At 62.2% G+C, this 20,502-nt stretch carries 23 protein-coding genes and 1 pseudogene; 22 read left to right on the forward strand and 2 right to left on the reverse strand.

Annotation, left to right across the window (positions count from 1 at the left end; all coding sequences use genetic code 11):
• Positions 1 to 81 precede the first annotated feature (81 nt).
• The 16 genes and pseudogenes from ACBG85_RS01485 (at position 82) to ACBG85_RS01560 (ending at position 12,837) form a co-directional block, all read left to right on the forward strand.
• Positions 82 to 330, forward strand: coding sequence for a hypothetical protein (locus ACBG85_RS01485; protein ID WP_007731737.1), 249 nt, complete (start codon positions 82 to 84; stop codon positions 328 to 330).
• Positions 275 to 514 (forward strand): annotated as a pseudogene (locus ACBG85_RS01490) (hypothetical protein); the annotation flags it as partial. The gene ACBG85_RS01485 and the pseudogene ACBG85_RS01490, both read left to right, overlap by 56 nt.
• Before the next feature lie 92 nt (positions 515 to 606).
• Positions 607 to 768: a hypothetical protein gene (locus tag ACBG85_RS01495; protein ID WP_372025911.1), complete on the forward strand. Its 162-nt coding sequence runs from the start codon at positions 607 to 609 to the stop codon at positions 766 to 768.
• 120 nt (positions 769 to 888) lie between these two features.
• Positions 889 to 1,602 carry a squalene cyclase gene (locus tag ACBG85_RS01500; protein ID WP_372025913.1) on the forward strand — a complete coding sequence of 238 codons (714 nt, stop codon included), beginning with the start codon at positions 889 to 891 and terminating at the stop codon, positions 1,600 to 1,602.
• 575 nt (positions 1,603 to 2,177) lie between these two features.
• Entirely contained in the window at positions 2,178 to 3,857 is a 1,680-nt protein-coding gene (amt, locus tag ACBG85_RS01505; RefSeq protein ID WP_372025916.1) for an ammonium transporter, read from the forward strand.
• A 51-nt stretch (positions 3,858 to 3,908) separates the two neighbouring features.
• Complete coding sequence (locus ACBG85_RS01510; RefSeq protein WP_007731718.1) at positions 3,909 to 4,211, forward strand: urease subunit gamma; 303 nt, start codon at positions 3,909 to 3,911, stop codon at positions 4,209 to 4,211.
• Positions 4,212 to 4,240: 29 nt separating this feature from the next.
• A complete protein-coding gene (locus ACBG85_RS01515) occupies positions 4,241 to 4,678 on the forward strand; it encodes an urease subunit beta (RefSeq protein ID WP_372025919.1) in 438 nt (145 codons plus the stop codon).
• A 35-nt stretch (positions 4,679 to 4,713) separates the two neighbouring features.
• Positions 4,714 to 6,432 (forward strand): urease subunit alpha, encoded by a 1,719-nt coding sequence (locus ACBG85_RS01520; protein WP_003943847.1) that lies wholly within the window; start codon positions 4,714 to 4,716, stop codon positions 6,430 to 6,432.
• A gap of 9 nt (positions 6,433 to 6,441) precedes the next feature.
• Entirely contained in the window at positions 6,442 to 7,089 is a 648-nt protein-coding gene (gene ureE, locus ACBG85_RS01525; protein WP_007731715.1) for an urease accessory protein UreE, read from the forward strand.
• Positions 7,073 to 7,786, forward strand: a complete 714-nt coding sequence (locus tag ACBG85_RS01530; RefSeq protein WP_042921156.1) for an urease accessory protein UreF — start codon at positions 7,073 to 7,075, stop codon at positions 7,784 to 7,786. Before ureE ends, ACBG85_RS01530 begins: the two co-directional genes overlap by 17 nt.
• Positions 7,787 to 7,796: 10 nt before the next feature.
• Positions 7,797 to 8,438: an urease accessory protein UreG gene (gene ureG, locus ACBG85_RS01535; protein ID WP_003943822.1), complete on the forward strand. Its 642-nt coding sequence runs from the start codon at positions 7,797 to 7,799 to the stop codon at positions 8,436 to 8,438.
• Positions 8,435 to 9,382 (forward strand): urease accessory protein UreD, encoded by a 948-nt coding sequence (locus tag ACBG85_RS01540; protein WP_218695370.1) that lies wholly within the window; start codon positions 8,435 to 8,437, stop codon positions 9,380 to 9,382. Before ureG ends, ACBG85_RS01540 begins: the two co-directional genes overlap by 4 nt.
• A 34-nt stretch (positions 9,383 to 9,416) precedes the next feature.
• The gene (yut, locus tag ACBG85_RS01545; protein ID WP_030535783.1) at positions 9,417 to 10,460 is read left to right on the forward strand and encodes an urea transporter; all 1,044 of its coding nucleotides are present in this window, start codon (positions 9,417 to 9,419) and stop codon (positions 10,458 to 10,460) included.
• A 104-nt stretch (positions 10,461 to 10,564) separates the two neighbouring features.
• Positions 10,565 to 11,086, forward strand: a complete 522-nt coding sequence (locus ACBG85_RS01550; RefSeq protein ID WP_070385639.1) for a gluconokinase — start codon at positions 10,565 to 10,567, stop codon at positions 11,084 to 11,086.
• Positions 11,083 to 11,865 carry an SDR family oxidoreductase gene (locus tag ACBG85_RS01555; RefSeq protein ID WP_007731708.1) on the forward strand — a complete coding sequence of 261 codons (783 nt, stop codon included), beginning with the start codon at positions 11,083 to 11,085 and terminating at the stop codon, positions 11,863 to 11,865. Before ACBG85_RS01550 ends, ACBG85_RS01555 begins: the two co-directional genes overlap by 4 nt.
• Positions 11,866 to 11,910: 45 nt before the next feature.
• Positions 11,911 to 12,837, forward strand: coding sequence for a D-isomer specific 2-hydroxyacid dehydrogenase family protein (locus ACBG85_RS01560; protein WP_007731707.1), 927 nt, complete (start codon positions 11,911 to 11,913; stop codon positions 12,835 to 12,837).
• Here ACBG85_RS01560 and nac read toward each other — a convergent pair.
• The gene (gene nac, locus ACBG85_RS01565; protein ID WP_372025926.1) at positions 12,831 to 13,754 is read right to left on the reverse strand and encodes a nitrogen assimilation transcriptional regulator NAC; all 924 of its coding nucleotides are present in this window, start codon (positions 13,752 to 13,754) and stop codon (positions 12,831 to 12,833) included. The genes ACBG85_RS01560 and nac overlap by 7 nt on opposite strands.
• 191 nt (positions 13,755 to 13,945) lie before the next feature.
• On the opposite strand from nac, the gene ACBG85_RS01570 reads away from it, so the two are divergent.
• The 6 genes from ACBG85_RS01570 to ACBG85_RS01595 all read left to right on the forward strand — a co-directional run bounded on the left by ACBG85_RS01570 (position 13,946) and on the right by ACBG85_RS01595 (position 19,756).
• The gene (locus ACBG85_RS01570) at positions 13,946 to 14,749 is read left to right on the forward strand and encodes a LamB/YcsF family protein (RefSeq protein ID WP_042921153.1); all 804 of its coding nucleotides are present in this window, start codon (positions 13,946 to 13,948) and stop codon (positions 14,747 to 14,749) included.
• A complete protein-coding gene (locus tag ACBG85_RS01575) occupies positions 14,746 to 15,453 on the forward strand; it encodes an allophanate hydrolase subunit 1 (RefSeq protein WP_172403470.1) in 708 nt (235 codons plus the stop codon). The genes ACBG85_RS01570 and ACBG85_RS01575 overlap by 4 nt, the downstream gene beginning before the upstream one ends.
• Positions 15,446 to 16,519: a biotin-dependent carboxyltransferase family protein gene (locus ACBG85_RS01580; protein ID WP_042447693.1), complete on the forward strand. Its 1,074-nt coding sequence runs from the start codon at positions 15,446 to 15,448 to the stop codon at positions 16,517 to 16,519. The genes ACBG85_RS01575 and ACBG85_RS01580 overlap by 8 nt, the downstream gene beginning before the upstream one ends.
• A complete protein-coding gene (locus ACBG85_RS01585; RefSeq protein ID WP_047271513.1) occupies positions 16,516 to 17,850 on the forward strand; it encodes an MFS transporter in 1,335 nt (444 codons plus the stop codon). Before ACBG85_RS01580 ends, ACBG85_RS01585 begins: the two co-directional genes overlap by 4 nt.
• Before the next feature lie 95 nt (positions 17,851 to 17,945).
• Complete coding sequence (locus ACBG85_RS01590; RefSeq protein WP_007731698.1) at positions 17,946 to 18,701, forward strand: SDR family oxidoreductase; 756 nt, start codon at positions 17,946 to 17,948, stop codon at positions 18,699 to 18,701.
• Positions 18,702 to 18,712: 11 nt separating this feature from the next.
• The gene (locus ACBG85_RS01595; protein WP_054827404.1) at positions 18,713 to 19,756 is read left to right on the forward strand and encodes an L-idonate 5-dehydrogenase; all 1,044 of its coding nucleotides are present in this window, start codon (positions 18,713 to 18,715) and stop codon (positions 19,754 to 19,756) included.
• A 59-nt stretch (positions 19,757 to 19,815) separates the two neighbouring features.
• On the opposite strand, the gene ACBG85_RS01600 is transcribed toward ACBG85_RS01595, so the two are convergent.
• Positions 19,816 to 20,484: a 4-carboxy-4-hydroxy-2-oxoadipate aldolase/oxaloacetate decarboxylase gene (locus ACBG85_RS01600; RefSeq protein ID WP_007731695.1), complete on the reverse strand. Its 669-nt coding sequence runs from the start codon at positions 20,482 to 20,484 to the stop codon at positions 19,816 to 19,818.
• Between the last annotated feature and the right edge of the window lie 18 nt (positions 20,485 to 20,502).

The raw sequence follows: 20,502 nt of genomic DNA on the forward strand, positions 1-20,502 counted from the left end.
TGCCCCACGTGGCACGTGCCTCGGATCCAGTCTCCAAAGAGCAGATGATCAATTTGTCTGACCAAAAGGGATCTCGAGGTCATGATCGGTTTCGGGGGTACCTCACGCATCGACTCGTTTTCCTGCACCATTGCCGACGAATCGCTGATTGCGCTGGCGTTAAGGGTCGTACGGGGGCAGGCCGATATCTGGGCCTCTCGTGTCACCGTGCTCTACCACCGGACCGAATCCTCGCCTCAGCGCAACGTACCCGGCGACGCGATCGTGGGCAGTTCGGGCTCGGTGGAGCATCGGCGACTACCGGCACCTTCAGAATCGGTCGAAAGGTGAGGTGGAGGTGGGATGGGAAACATACTTCCATTCAGGAGTTACGTTCGATCGCAGCAAACTCCCCCAATCTGCGGTGGTGGAGGAACTGCCCATTGGCACGTTGATTCGGTTGGGGGACAAGCCTATGCAGGTCGCTGCCGCCGACATCGTGGCGGTGCGGGCGGCGTTGGGTTATCCGGTGTAGGCCACGCAACGGGTCCGGAGTTCACCATTGCATCAGACGTCGAGAAATGTGTTAACCGGATGGCCTGCTTCGCCTTTCGATAGTATTGCCAGATGGCACCCCGAGCCGACTTGCTCGCGTGGCTCCTCGATTCGGATCCGGCGATTCGGTGGCAGGTGGAGCGCGACCTGCTGAACGAAGCGCCCACTGTGTGGGCGGCGACGCGCGCGTCGATCGCTACCAAAGGATTTGGTGCACGCCTGCTTTCATTGTAGGATCGAGACGGCCAATGGGCGGGTGGGGCGTTCTTCCCGGCTGAATTCGACTTTGCGGGACCCGAAGCAGCAGAACAAAGTTCGCAACCCTGGACGGCAACTACTTGGACGCTCAACTCCTTGCGTGAGTGGGGCCTCGACGCCAGTGTTCTGCGGGAGCGTCGTACTGCAGAACTGCTCGCGGAGAACTGTCGCTGGGAGTACGAGGGCCGGCCGTACTGGGACGGTGAGGTCGATTGCTGCATCAACGCCTGGACGGTGGCAAACGGTGTTTGGCTCGGCATGCCCGTTGATGAACTGGCTGATTGGTTTGTGCGGCATCAACTTCCGGATGGTGGGTGGAACTGTGAGTGGATCGAAGGTTCGACCCGATCGTCGTTCCATTCGACGCTCAATTCACTCAAAGGGCTTCTCGCGTACGAGATCGCGACCGGGGGAACAGATGAGACGCGCGCGGCTCGGCGATCCGGTGAGGAATTCTTACTGCGGCGCGGTCTGTTCCGGCGACTCTCGACCGGCGAACCGCTGGGGCCCTGGGTCGGACGGTTCGCGTATCCATTCCGGTGGCGTTACAACGTGCTCAATGCGGCCGACTACTTCCGTGAAGCGTCGTTGTCGTATGGAAATGAGCCTGATCCGCGAATGGCGGACGCGATCGAGATGATCCGGGCCGCTCGAGCCTCGGATGGGACGTGGCTCCAGGCCGGTCGCCAACCGGGGCGGGTGTGGTTCGAGGTCGACACAAAGGCGGGGGAGCCGTCGAAGTGGCTGACTTTGTCCGGCATCCGAGTGCTCGCCTGGTGGGATCAATCCTCCCCTCTAGGTTCTGCATAACAAAATAGTTACAGCGAAAATTTTTTCACCTTTAAAGGTTATCGAAAGGTGATCTTCGACTTTCCGGTCGAAATATCCAGTACGGATGAAGAACATATTAACGACAGGATTGCCCTCAGTGCGGTGAAGGTTAATCATCTGAACAGGTGAGAAGATGTTCGGTGAAATTACCTACCCGATTGGATAGGCGGGTCACCGACGTTGGTAATCAAATAAGGCGCTCGCAGCTGTCTTGGTTAGGGAGCTAAGTCCCGAGCTGGAAACGGCATTTCTGCTCCGAAAGTGGCGCTCACCTGCGGCTACGTTCCCCATTTTGCAAGATTTAAACCACTTTCGGCGAGAATTAGTCCCGCAATTGTAGGTTGTGGAGCGTCCGCAATGTTTAGGCAAAGTCCCATCTTTTCCCAGAACAATGCTCTACTAAACGTGAAAACCGGATGTTCCCCCGATTTTGCTGAGAAGGTGCAACTATGGGGCGTAGCGTAACTGTCGCAGCGAACCGGAACATCGCGAATTGCTGCTCTAACCAATGACTTTGTTCAGGTCCGAATAATGCTCGGAGGTCGTCGATGTCGATGGAAATGGTGTTAGCCGAAGCAGTGATAGACAGTGGGGACACGGCGTGGGTGCTGATCTCCGCGGGTCTGGTTCTCTTCATGGTTCCCGGACTCGCCTTCTTCTACGCCGGTCTGGTGCGTGGTAGCAGTGCGCTCGTCATGTTGCAGCAGAACCTCGTCCCACTCGGACTCGTCTCGATTACCTGGGTCGTGTTCGGATACAGCTTCGCGTTCAGTGGAGACTGGGGTTCCGGCTTCCTCGGTGACCTCAAATTGTTCGGCTTGCAGGACATACACACTGCCGCCGCCCCGGGCTTCCACCTGATCGAAGGTGCAGTCGCGGTACCGACTCTGGCGTTCGTGGTCTATCAGATGATGTTCGCGATCATCACGCCTGCGCTGATCACCGGTGCGACCGCAAACCGGCTCAAGCCCTTGGGCTGGGCCGTTCTGCTCGTGCTGTGGTCGATCATCGTCTACCCCCCGATTGCGCACTGGCTCTTCAATCCCGAAGGCTGGTTGGCGCTCCGCGGAGCTCAGGACTGGGCCGGCGGAATTGTCGTCCACGCATCCGCCGGCGCCGCCGCCCTGGCAATCTTGCTGGTGGTCGGTAAACGTGCGGGATGGCCCAACGCCGAGGCAGTCCCGCACTCGGTGCCTCTGGCGTTGATCGGCGCAGGCATCCTGTGGTTCGGCTGGTTCGGATTCAATGCGGGCGACGGATTGGCTGCCGATGGTGTTGCGGCACAGGCCTTGATGAACACTCACATCGCCGCAGCGGGCGGTATGGTCGTCTGGCTCGTCATCGAAAGGTACACCGAGGGCAAGGCCACGGCGATCGGCGGAATCACCGGCGCGGTAGCCGGTCTCGCGACCGTCACCCCTTGCGCCGGCTTCGTCAGCACCTTCTCCGCGTTGGCGATCGGCGCGCTTGCCGGACTGGTCTGCCACTTCGCGCTCGCGCTCAAGTCGATCTTCAAGTTCGACGACGCGCTCGACGTCATCGCGGTCCACTTCATCGGCGGCATCCTCGGTTCACTCCTTCTCGGTTTGTTCGGCGAAAAAGCCATCAATTCGATCGGCCGCGACGGACTCTTCTTCGGCGGCGGGGCAGGACTACTCGGCGAGCAGGCGCTGGCGTTGATCGTCGTCATCGCTTTCTCGTTCGTGGTGACCTGGCTGATCGCCACGGGCATCGAGAAGACCATCGGTCTCAAGCTGGCCCTGAAAGACCAGGTGGACATCGACCGTCGTCAGCAAGGCATGGACGCATACCGCTACAACGCCGCATTCGTCGACGCAGGTGGTGCGCCGCAGACCAGCGGGTTCGACTCGGGGGTCCTGGTCGAGGGGGCAAAACTTGTTCCGAACCTCGGCGCCCCGAAGCACGAACTCATCACCGCGGTATTGCAGACCATCGAGTCCGAGAAGCTACGGGAGGCGCTGCTGGCCGCCGGAGCGGAGTCGATAGTCGTATCGGAAGCGCATGTCTCCGCGAGTGACTCGGCCTCGCTCAAGTTCCGCGGACAACGCAACGACGTCGTGTTCACCGAGCGGTTGCGTGTCGAGGTGCTGGTCGCCTCGGAACATGCACAGGCGGTTCTGGACGCGATCAACGAGTACTCGGGCGGCAGGAGGAGCGGTTTCGTCCAGCAAGCGGCCGAACCTCTCACCGAAGCGACGGAACAGGGGAGCTGACATGTATTCGACGACAGGGAGTTACCGCATGATCGACAAGGAGCGTTCAGAATGCATCTGACACCGCGAGAACTCGACAAGCTGACAATCCTCATGTTGGCGGATGTCGCACTGAGGCGAAAGGCAAAGGGGCTCAAACTCAATCACCCGGAGTCCGTCGCAGTTATCACTGCAGCCGCCCTGGAGGGAGCTCGGGAGGGCAAGACTCTCGAGGAGGTCATGGCCGACGCATCGCACGCCTTGACGGTCGACGACGTGATGGACGGTGTGGCGGAGATGATTCCACGTGTGCAGGTCGAGGCGGTGTTCCTCGACGGTAGCCGGCTCGTCACCGTGCACTCTCCGATCCAGTAGCCCGACCGAGATGTCAGGAGCACTCCAAGATGGCAAGCAAATCGACGAAGAAGGATTCCGGCGGCGAGAAGAAAGTGCCGGTCGGCGGATACGTGTTGCGGGACGAGCCGATCGAACTCAACGAGGGCCGTCCACGTTTGAAGTTGCGAGTCCGAAACACCGGTGACCGTCCCATCCAGGTGGGTTCGCACTACCACTTCATGGAAGTCAATCGCGCGTTGTCCTTCGATCGTGAACAGTCCTTCGGCTGGCGCCTCGACATTCCCGCGGGCACGGCGGTCAGGTTCGAGCCGGGCGACGAGAAGGAAGTGACGTTGGTGCCGTTCGGCGGCAAGCAACGAGTGCAAGGCTTCAACGGACTTGTCGACGGTTGGGCGCCGACCCACGCCGCCTACCGGCCGAGGCTTCCCGGAGCCGTCCAGCGTGCCGAAGAACTCGGCTTCCAGTCCGAACCTCAAACCGACTGATTCTCGTTCACGGCGGACGAAGGAGAGCAACACCCATGACAAGCATTTCGAGACAAGAGTATTCGGGTCTGTTCGGGGTCACCACGGGTGACCAGATCAGGCTGGGTAATACCGACCTGTACATCGAGGTCGAGGAAGATCTTCGAACGATCGGCGACGAGTCGATCTACGGCGGCGGCAAGACGCTGCGCGACGGCATGGGCCAGGATCCGGAGTCGTGCAGCATCGACGGTGCCCTCGACCTCGTGATCACCAACGTGGTCATCGTCGATGCAACCATCGGCGTCGTCAAGGCAGACGTGGGAATCAAAGACGGCAAGATCGTCGGCTGGGGCAAGGCGGGAAACTCCAGCACGATGGAAGGCGTCACCCCGGGGCTGACCACCGGTCCGGCGACCGACGCGATTTCCGGTGAGCAGATGATCCTCACTGCAGCCGGCATCGATCCGCACGTGCACCTCGTGTCACCACAGCAGGCGTACCACGCGCTCAGTGGGGGAGTGACGACGCTGATCGGTGGCGGCATCGGCCCGACCGACGGAACCAACGGCACCACCATCACTTCCGGTATCTGGAACATGGAGATGATGCTCAAGGCCAACGAGGGTTTGCCGGTCAACGTCTGCATGTTGGGCAAGGGGAACTCGTCCGGGCATCAGTCGCTGGTCGAACAGATCAAGGCCGGTGCGGCCGGTCTGAAGGTCCACGAGGACTGGGGCGCGACACCGGCCACAATTCGTGAGTCTCTTCGGGTGGCAGACGAAATGGACGTTCAGGTCGCCATTCACACGGATACCCTCAATGAGGCCGGATACGTCGAGGACACCATCGCGGCCTTCGAAGGCCGTACCATTCACACCTATCACAGCGAGGGTGCGGGTGGTGGTCACGCACCCGACATTCTGCGGGTGACGGGCGAGGACAACGTACTTCCGGCGTCGACCAATCCGACGTTGCCGTACGGCATCAACACTCAGGCCGAGCTCTTCGACATGATCATGGTCTGTCACAACCTCAATCCCAAAGTGCCCTCGGATGTTTCGTTTGCCGAGTCTCGCGTTCGCGCGGAGACGATCGGTGCCGAGAACGTACTGCAGGACATGGGCGTCATCTCGATGTTCTCGAGTGACTCGCAGGCGATGGGCCGCGTCGGAGAAAACTGGCTTCGCGCGATCCAAACAGCGGACTGCATGAAGCGGTCCCGCGGAAAGCTGCCAGAGGATTCACCGACACACGACAACTTCCGCGTGTTGCGCTACGTCGCGAAGGTCACGATCAATCCAGCGTTGACGTTCGGTCTTTCGCATGTGGTCGGGTCGATCGGTGTCGGGAAGATGGCGGATCTTGTTCTCTGGGAGCCCGCATTCTTCGGCGCGAAGCCGAAGACGATCATCAAGAACGGTCTGATCAGCTGGCACGCCATGGGAGATCCGAATGCGTCGCTCCCGACACCACAACCGGTGATCTACCGGCCGATGTTCGGTGGATTCGGCAAGGCGTTGCCGCAGAGTTCGGTCTCGTTCGTCTCGCGAGCGGCACTCGACGACGGTATCAAGGATCGGCTCGGTCTCGAACGTCAAGTTGTTGCTGTCGAGGGGACCAGAACAGTCACCAAGCGTGATCTGGTTCGCAACTCGGCCACTCCGGAAATCAAGGTGGACCCGGAGACCTTCGCGGTGACTGCGGACGGCGTCCACGCATACGTCGAACCTGCCGAATCCATTCGCTTGAACCAACTTTACTTCTTCAGTTAGGGGTCTCCAGTGTCGGGAACAATCACACACACGCACGGCGCCGATGCGACGCCACACACGCACGGCGAGATGACCGCGCCGAGCGGAAAGCCGACGCGAGTCGACGCGCTGCTCGGGAAGGAGACCGACGAGGAGTGGGCCGGTCGACTCGACAATGCGGTAGTCGACGTCTTGTCGCTCGATCAGTGGGAAGCGCAGAAGAGTCGGTTACGACGCACCACGATCGGTGGCCGTGAATTGGCCGTCTCGCTCGATCGGGGTATTCAGTTGCAGGACGGCGACATTCTGCTGTGGGACGAGCCGGCGAACACCGTGGTCGTGGCCAGGATCAACCTCAAGGACGTGTTGGAGATCGACCTGAGCGCGCTGGTCGACGTCACGCCCGAGAAGATGATTCAGACGTGCCTGGAGTTGGGACATGCCGTGGGTAACCAGCACTGGCCTGCGGTGGTGAAGGGAATGAAGGTCTACGTTCCGTTGACCGTCGACAAGGCGGTCATGGGCTCGGTGATGCGGACACATGCTTTCGAGGGCATCGAGTACACCTTCATCCCGGGCGCCGAGGTCATTCCCTACATCGCTCCACACGAGGCACGCCGTTTGTTCGGTGCGGCCGCGCGTGAGGGCGAGGGGCATACCCATGACCCTCTCGTCTGAGGGATCCGGGCTCAGCATCAACCGCGCGATGCGGATGATGCAGTTTTCCGATTCCATGTTCCCGGTCGGTTCCTTCTCGTTCTCCAACGGTTTGGAATCGGCCGTGGCGCAGGGAATTGTCACGGGTGGTCCGTCGCTGCGGGAGTTTGTGCTCTCGGCCGCCCATCAGGGCGCGACGTGCGACGGTATCGCCGTACTCGCGGCGCACCGGGGTGCGGCAGCCGGTGATTTCTCGGCGATCCTCGCCGCTGATCATGCAGTGATCGAACGCAAACTCAACGAAGAAGCACGCACGATGAGTACCCGCATGGGTAAGAAGTTGGCCGAACTCGGCGGGCGCTTGGCCGGTGAGACCCTGTTCAACAAGTGGTTGGCCGCGATCGCATCGGGGGAGACACCGGGTACCTACCCCGTCGGCCTCGGAATTGCTTTCGCGGAGATGGGTTCTCCGGAAGAGGACGCTTTCACGGTCAATCAGTACGGTGTCGCGATGACGTTGCTCGGCGCTGCCCTTCGTATCGTCCGAGTCGATCACCTTGCGACGCAAGAGATTCTGTTCGAGGTCAATCAGACTGCCGGCCATGAGTACGCCGCAGTGCGTGATTACGGACTCGACGACATGTCCAATTTCGCCCCGATGATCGACATTCTGGCTGCGGTGCACGTCAAGGCGCACGTCCGAATGTTCATGAACTAGAAGGAGAACGATGAAGAAGACAACGCGCATCGGAATCGGCGGACCCGTGGGTTCGGGTAAGACCGCGCTCATCGAGGCGATCACACCGGAGTTCATCAAGCGGGGCACCAGCGTTCTGATCATCACCAACGACGTGGTCACCACCGAAGATGCCAAGCATGTGCGCAAGGCTCTCAAAGGTGTTCTCGTGGAAGAACGTATCGTCGGCGTCGAGACGGGTGCCTGCCCACACACCGCCGTCCGCGAAGACCCGAGTATGAATCTCGCGGCCGTCGAGGACATGGAGAAGACGTTCCCGGACACCGATGTGGTCTTCATCGAAAGTGGTGGCGACAACCTCACACTGACGTTCAGTCCGGCTCTGGTCGACTTCTTCATCTATGTCATCGATGTGGCCGCAGGCGACAAGATTCCGCGCAAGAACGGTCCGGGAATTTCGCAGTCCGACATCCTGGTCATCAACAAGACCGACCTCGCACCGTACGTCAACGCTGATCTCGGAGTCATGGATCGCGACTCCAAGGGAATGCGCGGCGACAAGCCGTTCGTCTTCACCAATTGCATGACCGGGGAAGGCATCAAGGAAGTGGTGGACCTCATCGTGCACGGAGTCCTCTTCGACGAAGAGGAAGTGGGAGCGAGCGTACCGTGAGTGCACCGCCCGTCCCGGGAGCATCGCGGTCGCTCCCGGGGCCGATCCCGACCATCCCGGAACTCGATCAGTACCAGGACCAGCCGAAGCAGGCGCCGGCCGGCAAGGTCGGTAAGACCGGGGTTCTCGAGATGCGATTTGTCGACCGCGGCGACAAGACGATCCTGCGGGACATGTACCGCAAGACACCGCTGCTGGTTCAGCAGGCGCTGTACTGGGACGAAGCGTTGCCGACCATGCCGTGCGTCTACATGATCTCGACGTCCGGCAGTGTGCTGCAAGGTGATCGGTTGTTCCTGACCATCGAAATGGAGCCAGGTTCCCTTGCACACGTGACCACCCAGTCGGCTACCAAAGTCCACCGGATGGATGCCAATCACGCGTCACAACTCCAGAAAGTGGTGCTGGCCGAGAATTCGTATCTCGAACTGATGCCGGGAGTGACGATCCCACACCGCAGCGCGAGGTACTACGCGCGCACCGACATCACGGTGGATCCGACTGCAACGCTGTTGTTCTCGGAGATCGTGATGCCGGGTCGCAAGTATCACGACGGCGGAGAGATGTTCGTCTACGACCTGTACTCCACCTTGATCAAGGCGAAGCGCCCGGACGGGAAGAATCTCTTCACCGAGAAGTTGGTGATCGAACCGGCACGCTTCCCCGTGCGATACGGCGGAATCATGGGCGACCACGACGTGTTCGGCAATGTCATCCTGCTGACACCGAAGGAGCACGCCGACGCGATTCTCGAAGAGGTAGTTCCGGGCCGTGACTGCAAGGTCGTTTCCGGAGCGAGTCGGCTACCGAACGACGCCGGTCTCATCTTCAAAGTCCTCGGTCCGGAGAGCGAACCCGTCAAGGCGAAGGTTCGTGATTTCTGGGCTCTGGTGCGAAAGGCAGTTCTGGACACCACCATTCCGCCCGTCCCGCTGTGGGGATGACGCGGATCGTCGGAGAAGGATCGAGGGACGTGCGATGACCACCATCACCAAACCCTGGGACGACGTCGCGGACAAGAACGTCGTGCTCAGATTCATCGACACCAATCTCAAAGGCTCCGGGCAGGTGATGTTCCAGGGCAATGCGCTGACGGGCCTGCTGTTTCTGGTCGGTATCTTCTGGGGAGCGATAGCCGCGGACACGATCACCGTCGCAATTGGTGCCGTGGTGGGTCTGGTGGTATCCACCGTCACCGGCATGATGCTGCACTCCGACGACGATTCGATGCGTATCGGCCTGTACGGATACAACGGAGTTCTTGTGGGAGCTGCCTTTCCGACGTTCCTTGCCGGCGGTGTGATGCTGTGGATCTACCTCGTGGTGGGAGCTGCCGCGTCGACGATCGCGTTCCTGGCCGTTGCCAATGTCTTCAAGACGTGGGGCGTACCGGCGCTGACCTTTCCGTTCAACCTCGTCAACTGGTTCTTCCTCCTCGCGGCGTTCCAGTTCCTGCGGATCGAAACGTCAGACCTCAGCGCGGGCCAGTTTCCCCAGCACATCGGGGACGCGTCAGTTCATGCCGAAATTACTTTCAGCTTCCTGTGGGACACGCTGTTCCGCAACGTCTCCCAGATCTTTCTGATCAACAACACCGTCACCGGCATTATCTTCGTGATCGCGCTGCTGGTCGCGTCGCGTTGGGCGGCGTTGTTCGCGCTCATCGGTTCCGCGATAGCGATGGGTTCGGTACTGGCGCTGGGCGCAAACACCGTCGACATCGGCAATGGTCTCTACGGGCTCAGTTCGGTGCTGACGGCAATTGCTCTCGGATCGGTGTTCTACAACCCGTCGTGGCGTGTGTTCGTCTACACCGTCTTCGGAGTACTGGTGACTGTTGTCATCCACGGCACGCTGGTGTCTGCCTTTGCTCCGATCAGCCTGCCGGCCGGAACGGGCCCGTTCGTCTTCGCGACGTGGCTGTTCCTGCTGCCGAAGAAGAAGTTCGTTCCCATCCAGCACGACACCATCGAGGGTGGAGCGGCCGAGGGCAAGGATTCGATCGCGAAGGCGAACGGATAGGGCTCGAACGGGCAGAAGCTCCTAGATCGTTCCGCTATGGCACCCTCGCGAACCGGTATCACTCGAGTATTGTCTGGCCTTCGGTAGTCGGGCATGGTCGAAGCATGACCGTGCAGGTAGTTGTGATGGGTGTGGCCGGTGCTGGAAAAAGCACCGTGGCAGTGGGTCTCGCCACGTCTCTCGGGGCAGACTTCGTCGACGGTGACGATCTGCACCCCGAGTCCAATGTCGCCAAAATGCGTTCGGGGACACCGTTGACCGACGAAGACCGTGTGCCGTGGCTCGACGCGATCGCGGCCTGGCTTTCCGAGCGTGCCGATGCGGGACGAACAGGCGTCGTTGCCTGTTCGGCTCTGCGAAAGGACTATCGGGGCCGGTTGCGCCCGGACGGTCTCGACGTGCAGTTCGTCCACCTGGACGGTGATTTCGAGACTATCTCCGCACGTATGCGTTTCCGCGCCGGGCACTTCATGCCGGAGAGTCTGCTCATCTCCCAGTTCGAGGCTCTCGAACCGCTTACAGACGACGAGCGCGGCATCACGCTGAATGTCGTCTCCGAACCGAGCACACTGGTGGGCGAGGCAGTCGACTACATCCATACATCTCAGAGGAGCGTCACAGCGTGAGTAGCACCGCAAGCCCCGGCCCGTTCGACATTTCCGGGAAGGTCGCGCTGGTGACGGGTTCGAGCCGAGGCATCGGCTCGGCCCTCGCGACTGGTCTCGCCGAGGCGGGTGCGGTGGTGGTGCTCAACAGCCGAAATTCCGACGTGCTCGAAGCCGAGCGTCGACGCATCGCCGACGCGACCGGCGCAACGGTGCACGCATACGCGTTCGACGTCACCGATTCGGCCGCCGTCCGGGATGCGGCGACACGCATCGAGGCGGAGGTCGGCCCGGTCGAGATCGTTGTCAACAACACCGGCGTGCAGCACCGCGCCCCACTTCTCGAGTTCGGCGACGACGACTTCCGGCGTGTCATGGACACCAACCTGACCAGTGCGTTCTACGTCGGACGTGAATTCGCCCGCGGCATGGTCGAGCGCGGACACGGGAAGATCGTCAACATCTGCTCGGTGCAGAGCGAACTCGGCCGAGCGGGAATCGCACCGTACGCAGCCAGCAAGGGCGGGCTCAAGATGCTCACCCGCGGGATGTGCGCCGACTGGGCACCCTTCGGTTTGCAGATCAACGCGATCGCACCGGGATACTTCGACACCGAACTGACCTCTGCGCTGGTCAACGATCCGGAGTTCACCGCGTGGCTCGCCAAGCGGACACCCGCCGGACGTTGGGGCCGTACGGAGGAGCTGATCGGGTCGCTACTGTTCTTGGCCTCCCCGGCTTCGGATTTCGTCAACGGTCAGATCCTCTACGTCGACGGCGGAATGACGGCCGTCGTCTGATTGTCCGCTGTTAGATCGTCCGCTACTCGAACAGAAAGCACCCACATGACAGACGCCAGCGCCCCTCGCATCCACCTCGGTCCCGTCGAGGATCCTCACGTCGCCGACGGAATACGCCGAGCCGGTGGAGTTCTCGTTCCACTGGCAGACGCCGAGGGCGTCGTGTGGGTACACGGGCCGGAGACGTTCCCGTCGTCGCTACCCGATTCGGTTCGCTGGGTGCAGTTGCCGTTCGCCGGCATCGAGCCCTGGTTCGACGCCGGGGTGATCGACGACAAGCGGGTCTGGACGTCTGCTGCCGGAGCGTACGCGGGCAATGTTGCCGAACATACGATGATGCTTCTCCTCGCCGGAGTTCGTTCTCTCCCCGAACAATTGGCGGCGCAGTCGTGGCGCAAGGAAGAGTTCGACCCGCGGGTGGGCACTTTGCAGGGCTCGACAGTGGCGATCATCGGTTGCGGCGGAATCGGCCGTGCGTTGATCCCGTACCTCGCCGCGTCCAAAGTCAAGGTCATCGCGATCACCCGCTCCGGGACCCCTGTCGAGGGTGCTTCCGAAACGCTCTCGGCCGACCGCACCGGCGAAATCTGGTCCAAGGCAGATCACTTCGTGATCGCAGCACCGTCGACATCCGCGACGCGGCATCTGGTCGGCAAGGCCGAACTGGACCAGATGTCGGAGTCGAGCTGGATCGTGAACATCGCGCGTGGCACCCTCGTCGACACGGACGCATTGGTCGACGCACTGGAAGCCGGTTCGATCGGCGGGGCGGCACTGGACGTCACCGATCCCGAGCCGTTGCCGGACGGGCATCGGTTGTGGAAGCTGCCCAACGCGATCATCACTCCACACGTCGCCAACCCGGCTACGACGCTCACCCGCGTCCTGGCAGATCACGTTGCAGCCAACGTCGCCCGATTCGCCGCAGGTGAGGACCTCGCCGCCGTGATCGATCCGTCGGCGGGCTACTGACCGCTCGCGTTGGTTCCCTTCACGTAATCGGCAACGACGGTGCGCAGAACATCGCGCACCGCCTCGGCCGGTTTGGAGAGGGGCTGATTGGCCGGGGTGCCAAGGGAGACATGCACTTCGATGCCCGGCTCGATGCGTCGTAGCTCGAGCGCTTCGACGTCCATGACCCTGCGGGCCACCGACCACGGCAGAACCGTCGCGCCCAATCCGGTGCGTACGGCCTCGGACAGCGTCATCACCGATTCCACTTCGGCCACGACGTTCGGTTGCTGCTCTGCACGGTCGAAAGCCTGCTCCACCACCTTGCGGATGGTGTGCATCCGACCCGGAAGCAATAGTGGCAGTTCGGCGATCTCGGGCAGGGAGATGTCGGATCCCGATTCGCCTGCCAGTCCGGTACCGAACGGGGCAACCACCACCAGCTCCTCGGTGAGCAAGCGTTCGAACGTCACACCCTTGATCGGGCCGGCGTCGTACAACAACGCCAGATCCATGCGACCGGTCATCATCGCTTCGCTGAGCACGCCACCGAAGTTCTCGTTGATGTGCAACAAGATATTCGGGTGCTGCTCGCGCACACGGGCCAAGAGCGGCAAGGCCATTGCCGTCGCGGTGCTGTACGGGGCGAGGCCGACCGAGACGCCACCCGCCAGCGCCCGTCCGACCACGGACACCTCGGCCTGGGCACTCTCCACCTGACGCAGAATCACCTGAGCATGCCGATAGAGTGCGTGCCCCGCATCGGTCGGCTCGACACCCTGTTTGCTGCGGATCAGAAGTTGCTGACCGAACTGCGTTTCCAGCGACGTCATCTGTTGGCTCAGGGCGGGTTGTGCGATGTGCAGGATGTCGGCGGCTCGGGTGATGCTGCCGGCATCGACAATTCGTACGAACGAGTAGAGCCTTCTCGTGTCCATGCTGTGCAAACTACCAGCTCAACGGACATATCGAATTCCGATCACCCCAACGCGAAACGGTATTAACAACCCTTTGGCGTTCCTGAGTAGCGTCCCAGAAACACCGAAGTCGACACACAGAACTTCGACAGTCGGACCAACCACGGGCAACGGCGCCCGTACGAACAAGTAAACGAACCGGAAGGACCGAAATGGCAACCAGCATCGATCTTGTCGCCGATCTCGGCGAAGGTTTCGGCACGTGGACCATGGGCGCCGACGATGCTCTGCTCGACACGCTGACTTCGGCCAACATCGCTTGCGGATTCCATGCAGGCGATCCACGAACCATGGATGCGACCGTGCGGGGGTGCGTATCGCGCGGTATCGGCATCGGCGCGCATCCGAGTTTTCCGGACCTCGCCGGATTCGGACGTCGCGCGATGGATCTCAGTGAGAACGAGGTCCGAACCGACGTGCTGTTCCAACTCGGCGCCCTTCACGCCTTTGCGGTCGCGAGCGGAACGTCGTTGTCGCACATCGCTCCCCACGGCAAGCTCGGGAATCTTGTTGCCGTACGCCAGGATTACGCGCGCGCCGTCGTCGATGCGGTCGCGGCCTTCGATCCGTCGTTGATCGTGCTCGCCCAGGACGGGGCGTTGGCCGACGAGGCGACTGCCCGCGGATTGAGCGTCGGCATCGTCGGAATCGCGGATCGCGCATACAACTCCGACGGAACTCTCGTGCCCCGCAGCGAGCCGGGAGCGGTGATTCACGACGTCGACGTTCTGGTCGAGCGGACCGTTCGGATGGTGGTCGAGGAAGTCGTCGAAGCTGTGGACGGCACGTTGATCCCGGTTGTCGCCGATACGGTCCTCGTGCACGGTGACAACCCCGGTGCCGTCGCGAACGCGAAGGCGATTCGCGCCGCGCTCGAGGCCGCCGGTGTCACCATTGCGCCGCTGACCCGGGTCGTGGCGTCACGGCGGGCCCGTGATGTCGGGTGTCCCGCGTGAAGACCTACGTCGCCGACTGCGGTGACGCCGCCGTTCGCGTCAGTGTCAGCGGCGGGACCGCCGAGCAGAACTGGAACACCGTTCGATCGATCGCTGCACGTTTCGATCTCGGTGCCGACGGCATCGTCAGCGTCATCCCGACATACGACGCCCTGCTGGTCGAGTTCGACAACCTCCTCACCGACCACGACGCCGTCCGCGGCCTGGTTCGCGAAGCAACGACTATCCCCCGACCACTGGAAGGTGAACCTAGGACGTTCGAGATCCCCGTCGTCTACGGGGGCGAACACGGCCCGGACCTGGGTGATACAGCGCGGTTTCTCGGCGTCACCGAAGCCGAAGTGGTGCGCCTTCACTCCGCAGCCCCGTTGGTCATGCGTTGCTACGGCTCACCCGGCGGCGCCCCGATGCTCGACGGCCCGGCGTTCGGCCTTCCCATCCCGCGCCGATCGAGCCCGCGACCGCACGTCGCGGCCGGTTCCGTTGCGGTGGCCGGACGTCAGGCAGTCGTTTCGGCCAGGCCTGCGCCCGGCGGTTGGGCAGTGATCGGCCGGACCCCGCTCATCTTGGTCGATCCGGCGTCGGAGCAGATTTCTGCCTACCGCCCGGGCGATCTGTTCGTCTTCCGTGCGATCGACGCCGATCGCTGGGACGACTTCGACGGACGCTCGCTCCTGCCCGTAGGGGGTGATCCCCATGGCTGAGACCGTCACCGTCCTGACTCCCGGAATCAGCTCCGTCCAGGATTTGGGGCGTGGATCGGCGTCACAGTTCGGTCAGGCGACGGGCGGCGCAGCCGACCAGATCAGCGCGGAGATCGCCAACGCGTTGGTGGGTAGTAGGCGCGAGGCCCCGCTACTGGAGTTGACGGCCCTCGACTTTTCAGCGTCGGCGTCCACGGATCTGCTGATCGCCGTCACGGGTGCACCCGCAACGGTGACGGTGGACGGACATCGGCAACCGCAGTGGGAACCGATCGTCTGGCGAGCCGGTCAGCGGCTTGCCGTCACCGGAATCCACGACGGATTGCGCGTCTACGTCGCCGTCCACGGAGAGCTGACGGCCGACTACCTCCTGGGCAGCTGCGCTCCCGACCAGGTCCTCGGATTCGGCCGTCACTTGACCGCGGGGGAGACGCTGGTCGTCGACACCGACTGCCCGCCGATCGACCACCCGGTCTTCCGGCTACCGCTGTTCCGGTTGTTGCCCGACCGACCGTCCTTCGGCAACGTGTGGACGCTCGAGGTGACCGACGGCCCCGACATCGACGACTTCGGGGAGAGTGCAGCCGCGCTGTTCGGCACCGAATTCGTGGTGGGCGATCAGAGCAATCACATCGGGCTTCGGCTGGCATCTACCGATGAGCAGCCGCTCCCACAGCGCACCGGCACCGGCGAGGTCCTCTCGCGCGGCGTCCCCATCGGCGCCGTCGAAGTACCCGCTGGCAACGAACTTCTGGTCCTGCATCGAGGTAGAGGCGTCACCGCCGGTTATCCGGTGCTGGCAGTCGTCACCACCGTTTCACTCTCACAGCTGGGACAGGCCCGACCCGGGCACCGCGTCCGATTCCGGAACTGCAGCGTCGCAACGGCGGTTGCAGAGCACCGCGAACAGCAGCACCGCATCGCCTTGCTGAGGCGGCGTGTGGAGAACGTATTCACCACCCTCCGGATACCTCTTCACACCTCGGAAGCCCGAGTACCGAGCCACGTCGGCACCACACGCCCCGCGAGCGCTCCGCGCCGCGCGTCTATTTTGGAGACAGCATGACCAACACCATCGAAGCGGTAGACGGCCAGGTAGCCGACCCGCGCAAGGTCCGGAAAGTCGTCGCAGCGGGCTGCGTCGGCATCTTCGTCGAGCTCTACGACAACGGTGTCTTCGCGTTCATGGCGACGGCACTGGCCATCGTGTTCTTCGACGTATCGAAGTCGAGCGACGCGCTGATGCTGGTGTTCGCCGGCTACGCGGTCTCGTTCTTCGTTCGACCCCTCGGCGCGGTGGTCTGCGGCATCCTCGGCGACCGGATCGGTCGACAGAAGATGTTGGTGTTCGTCATCATGCTGATCAGCGTGGCGACCGCCGGTATCGGCTTGCTGCCCACCTACGCGGCCATCGGTATCGCGGCACCGGCACTGCTGATCTTTCTGCGGATCGTGCAGGGATTCTCCGTCGGTGGTGAAGCTGCCGGCGCCATGACGTTCCTCGCCGAACACGCCCCGGAAGGCAAGCGCGGCTTGATCACGAGCTACGCGCAGATCGCGTCGTTCCTCGCACTGCTGACCGGAACGATGATCGCGTTTGCCATGTCGCCGTGGCTCAACGCCGACGCGATCAACGGCGGCGGACTTGCATCGTGGGCGTGGCGCATCCCGTTCCTCATGGCCATTCCGATGGGAATCATCGGCTGGTACATCCGCCGCGCGATCTCCGATACCCCGAACTTCGAGCGGCTCAAGGAATCCGGCGGTTTGTCGCGCAATCCGCTCAAGGAAGCATTCTCCACTCCCGAGCACCGTCGCGCCATGATCCTCGCCCTGTTCATTCCCCTGATGAATGGTTCCGGCTACTACGTTCTGTTCTCGTACATGCCCACGTTCCTCAAAGGCGATCAGATCGGATTCTCGACCGGGACAGCGCTTCTCGTCACCGCCTCCAGCCTGGTCGCGATCTGCTTCGCGATTCCGTTCATGGGTGCTCTCTCCGACCGGATCGGTCGCAAGAAGGTCATCGCCGGTGCAGCTGCGGCAATGGCGATCGGAGCGATCCCCTGCTATGCCATGATCGTGACCGGCAACGTCGGCCTCGCCGTTCTCGGTGCCTGCCTCATGGCAGTGATCTTCGCCGGGCACACAGCCGTCATCCACATCCTGATCGTCGAACTGTTCCCCACGCGGGTTCGCTACTCCGCCTACGGTTTGGGTTACAACATCTCGTCCGCACTCTTCGGTGGTACCGCACCGTTGTTGATGACCTGGTTGATCCCCGAATTCGGTATCTACGTTCCCGCCTTCTACGCGGTCATCACTGCAATCGGCACGCTGATCGCGGTCAGCACCATCACCGATCGCGCCCACGTTCCGCTACGCGACACTCTGTGACTTCTCGCGTGAGTCACTCCTGATCCGGCCCGGTGGCCGCCTGCAGTCCGCGGCGGCCGCCGGGTCATACCAATTTCTTCCTGTAGGAGCACACAATGCCTTTCTCCGATTACCGCACAGCTCTCGTCACCGGCGCCAACACCGGAATGGGTGCCGCCGTCACCGAGATGTTCACCAAGCGCGGACTGACGGTCTACGGCGTCGCCCGCAATGCCGACAAGCTCGGTGAGGTTGCCGATCGCACCGGAATGATCCCTCTGCCCGTGGACATCACCGACACCGCCGCGCTCGCCGAAGCTGTCGGCGGACTGGAGATCGACATCCTCGTCAACAACGCGGGGGTGTCCGCAACCGGAAACATTCTCGACGCCGAAGAAGCATCGGTCGACGCGATGGTGGACGTGAATCTTCGTGCAGTGCTGCACCTGTGCCGCATTCTGCTGCCGGGAATGGTGGAGCGCGATCTAGGTCATGTCGTCAACATCAGCTCCATCGCCGGCCTGTACAACTTCTACGGCCACACTGCCTACCACGCGACCAAGGCTGCGGTGCACCAGATTTCGCGCCAGCTGCGAAACGACTGCATCGGCAAGCGGATTCGAGTGACCGAGATCTGCCCCGGCCGGGTCGAGACCGAGATCTTCGGTCGCAACCTCGGCGGCACGCCCGAAGCCATGAAGGAAGCGTGGGAGACCTTCTACGAAGGCTACGAATCCATCACTACCAAGGACATCGCGGATACCATCGAGTTCGCGATCGACGCCCCTGGTCACGTCAATCTTGGTCTCATCGAGGTGCTCCCCACCTTCCAGGTGCCCGGTGGCCTCGACTTCATCCGTCGCAACGACTGAGAGAGCGCATCATGAGTTTTGTACTACCGGAAACGACGCTCGGAGTGGTGGCCCATGCGGCAGGTGACCTGCGGGTCGAGCATGTTGCGTTGACTGCGCCGACCGCCGAGCAGGCAGTGATCGAGATCGCTTACGGCGGTGTGTGTGGATCAGATCTGCACTACTGGACGCACGGCGCGGCGGGGGAGTCGATTCTGAAGGCGCCGATGCTGCTCGGTCACGAGGTGGTCGGCACGGTCGTGACGGCCGCGGCGGACGGAACGGGGCCGGCAGTTGGAACTTCCGTGGCCGTACACCCCGCAACGCCCGGTGGGACCGCGCCTCGGTTCCCGAGCGATCGGCCCAACCTCTCGCCCTGCTGCACATACCTGGGAAGTGCAGCGCAGTACCCACACACCGAGGGCGCCTTCGTGAAATACGCAGTGCTCCCGACACGCATGCTCCGGGAACTGCCCGAGGGGTTGGACCTGCGGACTGCGTCGGTAGCCGAACCGGCAAGCGTTGCCTGGCACGCTGTTTCGCGAGCGGGAGACGTACGCGGGAAGAAGGCGCTGGTCGTCGGCTGCGGACCCATCGGCGCACTGGTCGTGGCTGTGCTCAAACGAGCAGGCGCGCAGTCGATCACCGCGGTCGACGTGCACGACGTTCCGCTGCAGATCGCGTCGACGCTCGGTGCGGATCGGGTTCTCGAGGCCACCGACGCCGAGGCAGTCGCCGCATCCGATGCCGACGTGGTCGTCGAGTGCACCGGCAATCATCGCGGGCTCGAATCCGCTATTCGCGGGGCGACGCGCGGTGGACGGGTGGTCATGCTCGGGCTTCTTCCGTCCGGACCTCAACCGGTACACATTTCGCTGGCGATCACGCGAGAGTTGGAGTTGGTGGGCTCATTCCGCTTCAACGACGAAATCGACGAGGTGCTGCTCGCCCTCGCCGACGGTTCGCTTGCTGTCGATGCTGTTCTCACACACGAATATCCGGTCGAGGAAGCTCTGGAAGCCTTCGCAGTCGCCAAGGATGCTTCGGTGTCGGGGAAGGTGCTGTTGCGGTTCTGAGTCCTTCGACCCTGTGCGCCTTTATTAACCGCGGGCGGTTAATAAAGGCGCACAGCAGGTTATTCGACCACCAGGCCCTTGGCTTCCAGCAGGGCAGTCAGATTGCTCACCTCGAGTGGGGTCTCGCCCCGCTTGTAACGCTCGATGTACCCGGCTTCGGCTTCGTCACGGGCACGCGAGAGTTCGATTGCCTCGGCAACCTCCTCGCGGCGGACCACGACAACGCCGTCGCAGTCACCCTTGACGACGTCACCGGGATAAATGACCTGTTCTCCGAAGACCAGGGGATGGTTGATCGGGCCGAGAGATTCCTTGACGGTTCCCTCGATGTACACGTGCTTGGAGAAGACGGGGAATCCGAGTTCGCGGATCTCCCGGGTATCGCGCACTCCGCCGTCGGTGACCAGTGCGGTAATGCCGCGCGCAACACAGGCATTGGCGAGGACATCGCCGAACTGGCCGGCGGCTTGATCACCTGAAGAGACGATCAGGACGTCACCCGGCTGTGCGTAGCTGATCGCAACCTGCAGCATGAGGTTGTCACGGGGATGGCACTTGACTGTGAAGGCGGAGCCGCAGAACTTCATGTCGCGGTCGATCGGTTTGATCGCCGGATGCAGCGACCCCTTACGTCCCTGTGCCTCGTGAATCGTGGCCGCGGAGAACGTCCCCAGTTCGGCAATCAGGTCCTTGTCCGCGCGATCAATTTTCGTCTTGACGTGAATCATCTTGTACTCCAGAAAGTA

Origin of the sequence: Rhodococcus sp. NyZ502 (genome assembly GCF_041464245.1) — a bacterium.
GTDB classification, from domain to species: domain Bacteria; phylum Actinomycetota; class Actinomycetes; order Mycobacteriales; family Mycobacteriaceae; genus Rhodococcus_F; species Rhodococcus_F qingshengii.